The organism is Ornithinibacillus scapharcae TW25 (assembly GCF_000190475.1).
Classification (GTDB): domain Bacteria; phylum Bacillota; class Bacilli; order Bacillales; family Amphibacillaceae; genus Ornithinibacillus; species Ornithinibacillus scapharcae.
The window spans coordinates 73,120-86,750 of the sequence record NZ_AEWH01000068.1; the positions used below are offsets into that span (position 1 = coordinate 73,120).

Consider the following 13,631-nt stretch of genomic DNA (forward strand, 5'->3'; position numbering starts at 1 on the left):
TATTCCCTAGAAAGTCTCTTTTCTATAAGATAGAGCCTAAAAACTCTTTGGTTCGTTTTTCCTTGGGCTGATCAAAAATCTCTTCTGGATGACCGTACTCGACAATTTTGCCATCATGCATATACACAACCCAATCGGCTACTTCTTTGGCAAACCCCATTTCATGCGTTACAACCACCATTGTCATCCCTTCTTCTGCCAATTCTTTCATGGTTGCCAGTACTTCGCCAACTAATTCCGGATCGAGTGCTGAAGTTGGCTCATCAAACAACATAACATCAGGTTTCATCGCTAAAGATCTCGCTATAGCTACACGTTGTTTTTGACCTCCAGACAATGTCGATGGATATACATCATATTTGTCACTAAGTCCGACTTTGTCCAGTAAGGCTTTCCCTTCTTTAATTGCTTGTTTCTTAGGTATTTTTTTACATGAATAGGTGCCTCGATGATATTTTCCAGAACAGTTTTATGTGGGAATAGATTAAAATGCTGAAATACCATACCAATACGTTGTCTTACTTGATTTAAGTTATGGGTTTCTTTCTCAATTTTTTCATCTTCAAGATATATAGCACCATTATCTTTAAACTCCAAAAAATTCAAGCAACGAAGTAATGTGCTTTTCCCTGATCCACTAGCACCAATTAATACTACTACATCACTTTCATCCACAGCTAAATCAATATCCTTTAATACATGCAAATCTCCAAATGATTTATTTAATTTCGCCACTCTTAATATTTCTTTGTTCGTCAACATAACTCCTCCCTAATCACTCTTGGCCATCCTTTTTTCAATAACATTCACGACCGCGGTTAAAACCAATACAATCACGAGGTAATATACTGCGACAACTATATAGAAGGTCAGAAAATCAAATGAGTTAGAACCAAGCGAGCTTGATACGCCAAATAACTCCTGGGCCCCTATAAAGGAAACTAAAGAAGAGTCTTTGATACCAATAATAAACTGATTTCCTAGTGATGGTACAGCTCTACGAAATGCCTGTGGTAGAATAATTCTTCTCATCGTTTGAAACTTCGTCATGCCAAGGGAACTACCGGCTTCCATTTGTCCCTTATCAATCGACTGAATAGCACCTCGAATTATTTCCGCAATGTATGCGCCACTATGAATGGCTAAACCAATCACTCCCGCCCAGAATGGGGGAATAATAATAAATTCAACCAAACCATAATATAATACAAAAATTTGTACAATTAATGGTGTACCACGGATAATCCAAATGTACGCATCCGCTATCCATTCCAATGGTTTAAACTTTGATATTTTTAATATCGCAAAAAACAAACCAATGACAAATGCGATTAATAATGAGGCAGCAGATAACTTTAATGTTAACCATAGCCCTTCCAAAAATAAATCATAACTACTAGTAAACGCACTCCAAAAATGTGACACGCTATCTATTATCTTGTCTAAAAACTGCGGCAAGTGTTCCAACTCCTTATGCAATTCATTCCCAAACTACTCTAGCTCCTCTGGTTCTTGTGTAACATCGACACCTATCCACTCTTCAGACAACTTCGCCAATTCTCCACTTTCTTTAAGCTCTTGAAGTGCTTCATTAATTGCTTCTAATAGTTTTTCATTTTCTTTATTGACCGCTATTCCTTGTTCACTAATTCCAAGTTGTCCTTTATTTTCTATCTCAAGTCCATTTTGAATGGCTGTTTGACCTGTAATGTCATCCGTTATCACGGCATCATGATGCCCAGAGGCAAGTGATTGCAAAGCAACTACATCACTATCGACCTGAGGAATGTTATCCGTATATTCCTTTGCTATTTCAACATATGTAGATCCCCTAGATACAGAAATTTCTTTTCCTTGAAGATCTTCTACTGACGATATATCACTATCTTTCCTTGTATAGATTACAGGGCCAGAGTAATAATAGGGTGCAGTGAAATTGACCTTTTCTAATCGTTCTTCCGTTATTGTATGGCTTGCCACTGCAATATCATAACGACCTTCATTAACTCCTGTTACAATACCCGAAAACTTTGCCTTTTGTTGAACGGGTTCTAACCCTAAATGCTCAGCAATTGCTTCTGCAACGGCAATATCATATCCTACCATCTTATTACCTTCCATATAGCTAAACGGTTTGAATTCACCAGAAGCCGCAAAAATAAGTTTACCGTCCTCAACCAGATTATATTCGGAATCTGTACTGTGTTTGCTATCTGAGGTTGTCTCGTTAGCTTCATCTGAATCACTTCCACAAGCAGCAAGAACTAACGAAAATAAAGCGAAAAAAAGTATAATTTTCAGTTTTCTCATAAGATAATAAAACCCTTTCATGATTTATTTGAAATGAATAGAGCGTCCCCTAGTCACTTCTACCTTAAAAGTATAACAAGTAATCCAAAGGACAACTAATTACGAATAGTCTGATAAATCGAGCTACAGAAGGAAATGAAGCTATATCGTAAAAATAACTAAAAAATCCTTATAAATACTATCTGATCCTAACAGATACTCAATAATTTGGGCGATGGGACAAGTGGACAGGTCCCCTGTCCCAAAAATGCTTGTCCTCCGGGAATCAAAAAAGCACTGGGAGTATTTTCTCTCCTCAGTGCTTCGATAACCCATCCTAGTCGATGATGGCTTATTTAAATTGGACAGTGGGACAAGGGACCTGTGAACTATGCCCCTTACAAGTACTTTTTAAGAATGCCCCATGCTTCGTCTTTACCTTCTCCTGTTTCAGATGAGAATGGTAAGATTAGGTCTCCTTTGTCCATTTGTAGTGTGTTTATTGTTCGTTTGATATGCTGTGCTCGTTTTCCTTTAGGAATCTTATCTAACTTTGTTGCGATTACGACAACAGGTAGTTCAAAATGCTTCAGAAATTCATACATTTGAATGTCATCCCTTGTCGGTTCATGTCGAATATCAGTAATAAGGAGTACAGCCTTCAATGTTTGTCTCGTCTGAAAGTATTCCTCCATCATTTTGCCCCATTTTTCTCGTTCGGTTTTCGATACTTTTGCATAGCCATAACCTGGGACGTCAACAAAATAAAATGCATCATTAATTCGATAAAAATTTAATGTTTGCGTTTTACCTGGTTTTGAAGATGTTCGAGCTAAATTTTTACGATTAATTAATTTGTTAATGAAAGATGATTTCCCCACGTTGGAACGACCTGCTAAGGCAATTTCAGGTAATTGGTCATTGGGATATTGTTTTTGACTTACTGCACTAATTACTATTTCTGCGTTTGTTACTTTCATGTTTCTCCTCCAATAGGGCATGCTTCAATACCTGGTCCAGATGATTAACTGGTATAAAGGTTAGTTCATTGCGGACACTTTCAGGTATATCATCTAAATCTTTTTTATTATCTTCAGGAAAAATAATCGTCGTAATACCTGCACGGTGAGCACTTAAGGACTTCTCTTTTAATCCACCAATTGGTAGAACTCTTCCGCGTAATGTTATTTCCCCTGTCATTGCTACTTCTTTTTTCACTGCTCGTTCCGATAAGGCGGAAACAAGTGCAGTTGCCATTGTGATCCCAGCTGATGGTCCGTCTTTTGGCGTAGCACCTTCAGGAACATGGATATGAATATCATATTTTTCATGAAAATCTGGCTCAATACCGAGTTCCTCTGCTCTAGAGCGAATGTAACTAAAAGCTGCTTGGGCAGATTCACGCATCACATCACCGAGTTTACCCGTTAATGTGAGTTTACCTTTACCAGGATAATGAGACACTTCTATCGACAGTGTATCCCCACCAACACTCGTATAAGCTAGACCAGTTGCTGCACCAATCTGATCTTCTTTTTCCATTTGGCCATAACGGAAGATTGGTTTTCCTAGCAACTCCTCTAAACTCTTTTCTGTTACGACAACTCGTTTTTTCTCATCAGAAACAATTAATTTCGCAGCTTTTCTACATATTTTCGCAATTTGTCTCTCAAGCGTACGCACGCCAGCTTCCCTTGTATAGAGACGAATTAACTTTAGTAAAGCTTCGTCTCGAATTTGTAAATTACTTTTCTTTAAACCATTTTCTTTTAATTGTTTCTGTACAAGGTGCTCCTTCGCTATATGGAGCTTTTCAATCTCTGTATAGCCGGATAGTGAAATTAACTCCATACGGTCCAGTAACGGTCCTGGAATGTTATTTACATAGTTTGCTGTTGCAATAAATAAGACATTTGATAAGTCGTAAGGCTCTTCAATAAAATGGTCACTAAAGCTATTATTTTGTTCTGGATCTAGTACCTCAAGCATTGCAGATGACGGATCTCCACGGAAATCGTTGGACATCTTATCAATCTCATCAAGCAAGAAAACTGGATTGATGGTCTTCGCTTTTTTCATACCTTGAATAATTCTTCCAGGCATTGCCCCGATATAAGTTCTGCGATGGCCTCTTATTTCAGCTTCATCACGGACACCACCTAATGATATCCGGACAAAATGTCGATTGACTGATTTTGCTATAGACCTCGCTAATGAGGTTTTACCGACACCTGGAGGGCCAACTAAACATAAAATCGGACCTTTAATGGAGTTTGTTAGTTTCTGTACTGCTAAGTACTCCAAAATACGCTCCTTCACTTTTCCAAGCCCATAATGGTCTTTGTCAAGAATCTCTTGGGCATGGTTGATTTCGATTGTATCCTGTGACATTTCTGTCCAAGGTAATGTAATAAGCCATTCCAAGTAATTTCGTATGACAGAGCTTTCCGCAGATGATTGCGGTACTTTTTCGTATCGACCTAATTCCTTTAGTGCAACCTCTAAAATACGTTCTGGCATATTGGATTTTTCAATCTTTTCTCGTAGATCGCTTACCTCTCCAGATTTCCCATCCTTATCGCCTAGCTCCTTTTGTATCGCTTTTAGCTGTTCACGTAAATAATATTCCTTTTGTGTCTTTTCCATAGAGGATTTTACACGTTGTCCAATTTTTCTCTCGAGGTCTAACACTTTCTTTTCATTTGAAATTAAATTTATTAAATGCTTTAGCCTTTTTTGTGTATTCAATATTTCAAGTATTTCTTGTTTTTCTCGCATCTTAAGGGAAAGATGGGAAGTAATAATATCCGCCATTCTTCCAGGTTCCTCAATATCTGTAACCGACATAAGCGTTTCTTTTGTGATTTTTCGAGAGACTTTTACATATTGTTCAAATTGCTTAAGAATACTGCGCATTAAAGCCTCTTCTTCAAGACTGTCACCAGGTATATCATGTAATTCCTGTACCTCAACAATAAATTCATTATCCTCATCAACAAATCGAATAATCTCAGCTCGATGCAACCCTTCTACAAGAACCCGAAATGTTCCATTAGGAAGCTTCAACATTTGTTTAATTTTCGCTAATGTACCAACTCGATAGATTTCTTCCGGCTTGGGTTCTTCAACACTTTCCTTCTTCTGAGCTGCTAAGAAGATTATTTGATCGTCAACCATTGCTTTTTCCAATGCAGCAACAGATTTATCTCTTCCTACATCCAGATGGAGTACCATCGTTGGAAACATTAATAAACCACGTAATGGGAGGAGGGGAACTTGTTTTGAATCATTTGTCATATGTATGTACCTCCGTAATTCTTTTTCAAACTAATATGTATATACCCTTAAATTTTATAGAAGTGTTATTGCTTTGTAAAATAGAAAGGCATTTTAATCCGGATTATTACTGGTAGTTTACCCTGCATAAAGAAAACTAATTCTTTTTCAAGTATATATAGAAAAGGGCTAACTAGGTTCTTTAGATCCACATCAGATAAATATCTGGTTGGAGAAAGCCTAGTCAGCCTCATTTACTTAGTTTTCTTTAGGCACTTTCTTTTGGTAACTTGGTGATTTCCTCTGTTACTGTTCCATCTTTAAAATACAACTTTGGACTACCGTTATCATTAAGAACCGTATCTTTCGTGATAACACATCTTGCAATATCTTCTCTTGATGGAAGCTCAAACATAACATCAAGCATAATTGATTCGATAATAGAACGTAAGCCTCGAGCACCAGTATTTCGTTCTATTGCCTTCTTCGCAATTTCCGTTAGCGCATCTTCTTCAAATTCCAGTTCGACATTATCTATCTGGAATAGCTTTTGGTATTGTTTAACAAGTGCATTTTTTGGCTTCGTCAAAATCTCTACCAATGCCTCTTCATCTAATGGTTCAAGGCTTCCAATAACCGGAAGTCTTCCAATAAATTCTGGAATTAAACCATATCGATGTAAGTCCTCTGGTAATACTTTAGCAAGTAATTGACCTTTATCTAGCTCTTCTTGCTTTTCATTTGAACCAAAACCAATTACTTTTTTACCAAGTCTTCTTTTAATTACCTGTTCAATCCCGTCAAATGCACCACCACAGATGAACAATATATTCGTTGTATCAATCTGAATGAACTCTTGATGTGGGTGCTTACGACCACCTTGTGGCGGAACACTAGCAACTGTACCTTCAAGGATTTTTAAAAGAGCTTGCTGTACACCTTCACCAGATACATCTCTTGTAATGGATGGATTTTCTGATTTACGTGCAACCTTGTCTATTTCATCAATATAAATAATTCCTTTTTCTGCTTTTTCGATATCGTAGTCAGCAGCCTGGATTAATTTTAAAAGAATGTTTTCAACATCCTCCCCAACATAACCTGCTTCTGTTAGAGATGTCGCATCAGCCATTGCAAATGGTACATTTAGAATTCTGGCTAATGTTTGTGCTAATAACGTTTTACCACTTCCTGTTGGCCCTATCATCGCAATATTGCTTTTTGAAAGTTCTACATCATCACTGCTCTTTGGTGAATTAATACGCTTATAGTGATTATAAACTGCAACAGAAAGGTTCTTCTTCGCTTTCTCTTGTCCAATGACATAATCATCAAGGATTTCACATATTTCTCTTGGCTTAGGAACTTCTTTAAATTCCATTTCTTCTTCTGTACCAAGTTCTTCTTCTACAATTTCAGTACATAATTCAATACATTCATCACATATATATACACCAGGACCAGCAACTAGTTTACGTACTTGTTCTTGACTTTTTCCACAAAAAGAACATTTTAGTTGTCCTTTTTCATCATTAAATTTGAACATTTAATTTTCACCCCTAAAGTTTCAATCAGATAACGAAAAACGCTAAGTTATAATAGTTATCATATCAGATGCTGTTTTGAAAACAAAATAATATACTCTATCCCCCATGCATAAGCCATTTAGAGAGCATAATATATTTTGCATCCCATTCTTAAGCAATCTGTTTCGTTAAAAAATTATTAATTTAGTTTAGTATATGTCACTATGCCCAATAAAATTGACAATGATTCATCAATATAGCTACTTAATCATACTAAAATACAGATAAAATTACGAAGGAAAAGGTCTTTGATAGATAAATAGGTTTTTATACAGCTCGTGGTTCTTCATCTTGCATAAGAATGTAGGATATTATTCTCGTTGTGGGATATCTACTATTCGTAAAAAAACAAGGTACGAATATTCGCACCTTGCTCTAAGTTGTTTATTCAGTATTCTTTACGCAGCAGTTTTGCTGTTATCTACTAAAAAGTCAATTGCTTTACGGAATAATAAATCTTCTTTAATAGCGTCCGTATTACCGCCAAGCATTTGAGTTAATTGCTCAGTATCTACACCGTACATAGCTGCCATATTATCTAGTTCAGCAGTAACATCTTCCTCAGTAACTTCAAGATTTTCTGCTTTAATAATAGCTTCTAAAGTAAGGTTTGTTTTTACACGCTTACCAGCATCTTCGCGCATTTGATCTTTCAACGCAGTCTCGTCTTGACCAGAGAATTGATAGTATAGATCAAGTGTCATGCCTTGCATTTGTAAGCGTTGTTCAAATTCACGCATCATACGGTCTAATTCCGTATCAACCATTACCTCAGGAATTTCAACCTCAGCATTGTCAGACGCTTTGTTAATTAAATCTTCACGTTTTGCATTATCAGCACTTTGTTTCTTTTCTGCTTCAAGCTCTTCACGTTTTTTCGTTTTTAATTCTTCAAGCGTTTCTACTTCATCATCCACATCTTTAGCGAATTCATCATCAAGTTCAGGAAGTTCTTTAGACTTGATTTCATGAACTGTAACTTTAAATGTTGCCTCTTTACCTGCTAAGTCTTCTGCATGATAATCCTCTGGGAAAGTAACCTTAATTTCTGTTTCCACCCCAACTTCTTTACCTACTAATTGCTCTTCAAAACCTGGAATAAATTGGCCAGAACCGATTTCTAGAGAATGGTTCTCACCTTTTCCACCTTCAAATGCAACATCACCAAGGAAACCTTCGAAGTCGATTACAGCAGTATCGCCTTCTTCAACAGTTCCTTCTTCTTTAACAACTAGCTCAGCATGACGCTCTCTTAGTTGTTGTAATTCAGCATCAACATCCTCATCTGTTACCGTAACATCTATTTCCTCTACTTCAAGACCTTTGTACTCACCAAGCTTAACTTCTGGCTTAACCGTAACTTCAGCAGTGAATACAACTGGTTTACCTCTTTCGATATCTTCAAGGTCAATGCTTGGTTGATCGATAGGATCGATTCCAGCTTCATCGATAGCTTTTACATAAGCTTCAGGTAATACAATATCGATTGCATCTTGGTACAATGCTTCTACACCAAATCGTTTTTCAAAGATTGGGCGAGGCATTTTACCTTTACGGAACCCTGGAACTTGAACCGTTTTTACCACTTTCGTGAAGGCTTTATCTAAAGCAACTTCAAATTCTTCTGGTGTAACTTCAAATGTTAATACACCTTCGTTACCTTCTTTTTTTCCCATTTTACTGACATATGTTTCCCTCCAAAATCTATTATTTCCATTAACTACTTAAATTCATTAATTAGATTTACTAAGTATTCATAACTACTTTTTAAAATTTGCAACCATCTTATTATATCATAATTACTTACCCTTTCAAGAAATAAGCTAAAGTTTCTCCTACTCTTCTATGATAGATAAGTATAGTTGTTCCCAGTTTATGATTTGTTCTATATATTCCAATATTGTTGCATCTGGTTGAAAAGAATCATCTTGAAAGTCACCCATCATTTGCTGACCAATTACCGTTAAACTTCTTGCGATTACTTCAGCGTCCTCATCCGATGTCAACAGTGGGTATTGAACGTACAAATAACGAGTAAACAGTTGAGTTAAGAACTGGTAGAGGGTTGGATTTTGATGTTCTACTTCATTTATATACTGCATTGTTTTTAAATAAATAAGGCTTGACTCCATTTCAGGAGTCTCCTTTGGTATTACATCTAAGCTTTGACCAAATTTCTGAACTATAACCTTATTTTTATAGTCCAATTCCTTTAACCAAATAAAAATCCCGGTCTTATTAACGGGATGTACTTCTTCCTTTTTTAATAAACCAATGATGTTCTCATCAGGTACAATCTTTAATGTCCGGAGCGTCGAGATAAGTTGCCATTGTTTTTGATGTTGAGTACGGGCTACCGCTTCTAATAAATCCTGTATATAGATAGAGGTTTTCTTTTCCACAATATCCGATTCCATCTTATCACTGAGAGCATGAAGTTGTAGAAATTGTTCTCTTAATACTGTCGGAAGCTTGTCAGATTCAAGTTCCTCTTCAATTCTTTCTGTGACTAAATCAAATTTATTCGACTGAAATAGTATCGTTATATAAAGATGCACATAATGAAAGTAATACTCATCTTCCTTATCACGGATAACTTCTTCACACATATCCTCCGCTTCTTGATATCTACCTAATTCCATTAAGCACATAAGTCTTCCCACTATTACCTCATGATCGAGGACATTATAACGAAGAAGCTCATCGATCTTATTCAATGCATCTTCATACCTTTTTTCTTGTATCGCTTGTAAGCTTTCTTCTTTTAACACCATTTCCCATTTTGGAAAAAGCACTAAATTTTCATCATCACGTTGCATTTCTTCCCTCCTTTATTAAACTAGTCTTTACGACGAGATAAAGTCAAATTCAAATTATCCGCAAATAATCCGAGCGTATAAAAAGAAACCTAATCCAATAGGTTTCTTTAAATCCAGCGTAATAGGAATCAATCTGTGATTCATTGTTTCTCATTTTATCTCACAGTATTTAATTACGCAAGTAACAATTGCCATCCAAACCATCCCTATTTAATTACAGCACCAGTAGATGGATGTACATATATATTTACTTTACCAAAATCCGAAGTCTGGATCGTTACAACATTTGCCTGCGGCTTAGCTAGAACTGTATATTGCAATCCACCAAACTTCTTTGGATTTAGAAAGCCTTTCTCATTACCCTTAACTGGGGCAACATTAGTTGGATATACTCGCCAACTAGATGCGGTCTTCGGCAGATAGAGCGTTTGTCCTGATAACTTAATTCGTTGACCAACTACGATTTTATTCTTATCTTTTATATTATTGAGTTTTACCAGCGCATCTACAGTTGTCTTATGAGCCAAAGCTATCTTACTTAGGGTGTCTCCCGCCTTAACCACATAAACATTGCCCCCATCTACTTGTTCTACTGGAAAATAATTAGTTACATACTTTGTCGGATTAAAGGTTCGTGCTTGTGGATCATTTACCCAACCAAGAGATGGACTAGATTTTCGACGTACTTCATAGTGTAAATGTGAACCAGTTACTCTTGTTCCGGTAGCTCCTTGTCTACCAATTATAGTTCCTCGTTGTACTGTCTGTCCTTTCTTTACAGACACACTATCCAAATGAGCATACACATGTGCTCGTCGATTTTTATCCTGAATAACAACTACGTTTCCATAACCACCTACTCCAGTTCCGGAAACTCCAGTTCCTGCATATAGTACTTTGCCACCAACAAAGGCTTCTATCGGGGAGCGGTGCCCTTTCACTAAATCAATACCATCGTGAAAGCTCCGTTGCCCTGTAAATGGATCTGTACGATATCCATATGGGCTCGTGATTTGATAGTCCCTAAATGGCATTATCCTTCACCTCCTATTTTCATAGTATGTATTCGGTACAGCATTCGTTTGTATAATTATCCTCATTCGTAACGATTCAATGATTAGCCCAAGCAAACTCAATCAAAATAAACCTGTAGACTGTTCCTTCGTCAGGATTAGTCGACAGGCTAACGTTCAAGCCCCAAATGAACATTTGCCTCCATTACCACATAAACTATGTAAAAAATGGAGTTGAATTACTTGGTTCTATGGATCAATGTTTCCACCACCAGGCATGAACTAAAGCTGTTTGATGGTAGTATTCTTATCAAAACTTACCCTATTGCAGTTGGAAAAATGGTTACCCCCACACCATTTGGATCTTATAAAATTATTAATAAACAAGCCAACCCAGGTGGACCTTATGGAGCATTTTGGATGGGCTTGTCCAAACCTCATTATGGTATACACGGTACAAATGACCCTTCTTCTATCGGAAAGAATGTTTCACTAGGATGCATACGTATGTTTAATCCTGATGTGCTGGATTTAGCAAATAGAGTTCCAATTGGTACGGACGTTGTTATCCGCAAATAAAATTGGAGGATAGAAGTTAAAACTTTTGATTATCAATTTGTTTGAGTTTCAATATAAGCGTAATAAATGTGAACAATAAAAGAGGGACGGACACTGGTTAAACCCAGGTGTCCGTCCCTCTATATTAGTCTATTTTAAGCTAATTTTGCTAGAATCTCACGAATAAATGCTGGTTCATCTAAAGGTGTACGTGATGTCACTATGTTTTCACTAACCACTACTTCTTTGTCGTGGTAATGAGCGCCTGCTAACTTCACATCATCGCGAATTCCAATAAAGCTTGTAGCTTCTTTTCCTTTTAGAATGTCCGCACTAATCATCACCTGTGGACCATGACAAATTCCAGCAATTAATTTACCTGCGTCATTAACTTCTTTTACAAAACGAACAACATCATCATTAACACGTAATGCTTCCGGTGCTCCTCCACCAGGAATTACAACCGCATCAAAATCCGCAGCCTTTACTTCAGATGCTCCAAGGTCCGCTGTGTATGAAACGGTGCCTTTCTTCCCTTTACACTCCGCACCTTTTTCTAATCCAACAATAATTGCCTCATGTCCAGCTTCTTTTACCGCCTCATAAGGATTTTTCATTTCGGAATCTTCAAATCCATTCGCTAGAAGAAAAGCTACTTTTGCCATCATAAATTCCTCCCGTTAGTATTATATTCACCTATATTGTATTAGAATACAAAGGATTAGAGCAAAAAATGTGCTTCAAAAAAAAAGACACGTTGTGGAATGGATGTTGTCATTCATTTGCCTTCACAACCAAAATATATGAAAATGACATATAACCTTAATAAAAAGGAGTTACATCATGATTCCATTAAATATACTAGATTATTCACTAATTGATGAAGGAAATAGCGCACGAGACGCATTGCTTCAAACTGCTGATTTAGCAAAGCTTGCTGATCAATTGGGATATAACCGATACTGGGTACCAGAACAACATTATGCCTTTTCAATTGCCAGTAGTGCTCCAGAAATGCTCATGATGTATTTAGCAAGTCTCACTAATCATATTCGCATTGGTTCAGGCGGAGTCATGCTCCCCCACTACAGTCCATATAAAGTAGCAGAGAACTTTCGTATGCTGGAAGCTATCCATCCTAATCGCATTGATCTAGGAATTGGCAATTCTCCTGGTGGTAGGCTAGTCAATCAGGTTTTAAATGAAGAAAAAAATGAAAGATTATCCTATGAACAGTTAGTAAAAGATATCTTGAAGTATTTAGTAGATGATACTACTAGCGAACATCGTTTTCATAATCTGATCGCTACGCCTATTACACTGACGAAACCAGAGATTTGGATGCTTGGTGCAGGAGGTCAAAGCACCAAAATAGCTTCCGAACATGGATTATCCTTAACCTATGCACATTTTGTGAAGCCGTTGGGTAACGGGGTAGAAGTAATTGCTGACTATAAGAAGAATTTTCGACCGTCTTTAATTCAAAAAAGACCAAATTCAGCCATTGCTGTTTTCACCATTATTGCTGAAACGAAGGAAGAGGCGGAAGAATTTGCCCTTTCTTTTGACAATTGGATGGTATCACTTGAAACTGCAAAGAACCCACTATTTTTTCCATCCGTGGAAACAGCGAAAAAACAAGAATACAGTTCATTCGAGAAGAAGAAAATTGATCGTACAAGAAAAAAGGCTATCATCGGTGATGCCCAATATGTGAAAGAGGAATTGATTAAATTAAAAGCTTACTATCAAGTGGACGAGGTAACCGTTATCCCAAATTTCCCGGGTGCAGCTAATCGAATGAAGGGAATCGAATTATTGGCGAAGGCGTTTAATCTTTGAGAGGGGAAAAATCCCCACTGATGTTTCTAACAAAAACCCTAAGAAGCAGGAATACACATCCTATTTCTTAGGGTTTATTTAAAGCGAAAATCAGCTTATGATCACGTAATACATGAAGCTGAGAAAACCGCATCTACTCACTCTTTGATGAATTATATAAAAAGGGTTGAATTGGTGTCCTAGAACAATCAGGAAAGACACCAAAAAATAAAAACCCTCACAAACTTAGTGTTTACAAGGGGTTCAGA

General features: G+C 37.0%; 10 protein-coding genes and 2 pseudogenes. 2 read left to right on the plus strand and 10 right to left on the minus strand.

Features of this window, described 5'->3' with window-relative positions; translation table 11 throughout:
* Window positions 1-22: 22 nt before the first annotated feature.
* The 9 genes and pseudogenes from G5W_RS22555 to G5W_RS24590 form a co-directional block, all read right to left on the minus strand.
* Window positions 23-762, minus strand: a pseudogene (locus G5W_RS22555) (amino acid ABC transporter ATP-binding protein).
* Between the two features lie 9 nt (window positions 763-771).
* Entirely contained in the window at window positions 772-1,458 is a 687-nt protein-coding gene (locus tag G5W_RS0118685) for an amino acid ABC transporter permease (protein ID WP_010099023.1), read from the minus strand.
* Between the two features lie 33 nt (window positions 1,459-1,491).
* Entirely contained in the window at window positions 1,492-2,310 is an 819-nt protein-coding gene (locus G5W_RS0118690) for a transporter substrate-binding domain-containing protein (protein ID WP_010099024.1), read from the minus strand.
* Between the two features lie 377 nt (window positions 2,311-2,687).
* Complete coding sequence (yihA, locus tag G5W_RS0118695; RefSeq protein WP_010099025.1) at window positions 2,688-3,269, minus strand: ribosome biogenesis GTP-binding protein YihA/YsxC; 582 nt, start codon at window positions 3,267-3,269, stop codon at window positions 2,688-2,690.
* Window positions 3,238-5,586: an endopeptidase La gene (gene lon, locus G5W_RS0118700; protein WP_010099026.1), complete on the minus strand. Its 2,349-nt coding sequence runs from the start codon at window positions 5,584-5,586 to the stop codon at window positions 3,238-3,240. The genes yihA and lon overlap by 32 nt, the downstream gene beginning before the upstream one ends.
* Window positions 5,587-5,833: 247 nt before the next feature.
* Window positions 5,834-7,111 carry an ATP-dependent protease ATP-binding subunit ClpX gene (clpX, locus tag G5W_RS0118705; RefSeq protein ID WP_010099027.1) on the minus strand — a complete coding sequence of 426 codons (1,278 nt, stop codon included), beginning with the start codon at window positions 7,109-7,111 and terminating at the stop codon, window positions 5,834-5,836.
* Between the two features lie 438 nt (window positions 7,112-7,549).
* A pseudogene (gene tig / locus G5W_RS0118710) lies at window positions 7,550-8,838 on the minus strand (trigger factor).
* Window positions 8,839-8,986: 148 nt separating this feature from the next.
* A complete protein-coding gene (locus tag G5W_RS0118715) occupies window positions 8,987-9,970 on the minus strand; it encodes a tetratricopeptide repeat protein (protein ID WP_010099029.1) in 984 nt (327 codons plus the stop codon).
* A 206-nt stretch (window positions 9,971-10,176) separates the two neighbouring features.
* Window positions 10,177-11,004, minus strand: a complete 828-nt coding sequence (locus G5W_RS24590) for a peptidoglycan DD-metalloendopeptidase family protein (protein WP_010099030.1) — start codon at window positions 11,002-11,004, stop codon at window positions 10,177-10,179.
* 222 nt (window positions 11,005-11,226) lie between these two features.
* Here G5W_RS24590 and G5W_RS0118730 point away from each other — a divergent pair, with 222 nt between their 5' ends.
* The gene (locus tag G5W_RS0118730; RefSeq protein ID WP_010099031.1) at window positions 11,227-11,562 is read left to right on the plus strand and encodes a L,D-transpeptidase; all 336 of its coding nucleotides are present in this window, start codon (window positions 11,227-11,229) and stop codon (window positions 11,560-11,562) included.
* Window positions 11,563-11,696: 134 nt separating this feature from the next.
* Here the strand turns inward: G5W_RS0118730 and G5W_RS0118735 are convergent, their stop codons facing one another.
* Entirely contained in the window at window positions 11,697-12,206 is a 510-nt protein-coding gene (locus G5W_RS0118735) for a type 1 glutamine amidotransferase domain-containing protein (RefSeq protein ID WP_010099032.1), read from the minus strand.
* Between the two features lie 178 nt (window positions 12,207-12,384).
* Between G5W_RS0118735 and G5W_RS0118740 the strand changes: the two genes are divergently transcribed.
* The gene (locus tag G5W_RS0118740; RefSeq protein WP_010099033.1) at window positions 12,385-13,383 is read left to right on the plus strand and encodes an LLM class flavin-dependent oxidoreductase; all 999 of its coding nucleotides are present in this window, start codon (window positions 12,385-12,387) and stop codon (window positions 13,381-13,383) included.
* Window positions 13,384-13,631 lie beyond the last annotated feature (248 nt).

Bases quoted from the DNA above. Each gene is read 5' to 3' on its own strand.
- G5W_RS0118715 (WP_010099029.1), bottom strand. From the start codon at position 9,970: ATGCAACGTGATGATGAAAATTTAGTGCTTTTTCCAAAATGGGAAATG.
- G5W_RS0118735 (WP_010099032.1), bottom strand. From the start codon at position 12,206: ATGGCAAAAGTAGCTTTTCTTCTAGCGAATGGATTTGAAGATTCCGAA.
- G5W_RS24590 (WP_010099030.1), bottom strand. From the start codon at position 11,004: ATGCCATTTAGGGACTATCAAATCACGAGCCCATATGGATATCGTACA.
- lon (WP_010099026.1), bottom strand. From the start codon at position 5,586: ATGACAAATGATTCAAAACAAGTTCCCCTCCTCCCATTACGTGGTTTA.
- G5W_RS0118690 (WP_010099024.1), bottom strand. From the start codon at position 2,310: ATGAGAAAACTGAAAATTATACTTTTTTTCGCTTTATTTTCGTTAGTT.
- G5W_RS0118740 (WP_010099033.1), top strand. From the start codon at position 12,385: ATGATTCCATTAAATATACTAGATTATTCACTAATTGATGAAGGAAAT.
- yihA (WP_010099025.1), bottom strand. From the start codon at position 3,269: ATGAAAGTAACAAACGCAGAAATAGTAATTAGTGCAGTAAGTCAAAAA.
- clpX (WP_010099027.1), bottom strand. From the start codon at position 7,111: ATGTTCAAATTTAATGATGAAAAAGGACAACTAAAATGTTCTTTTTGT.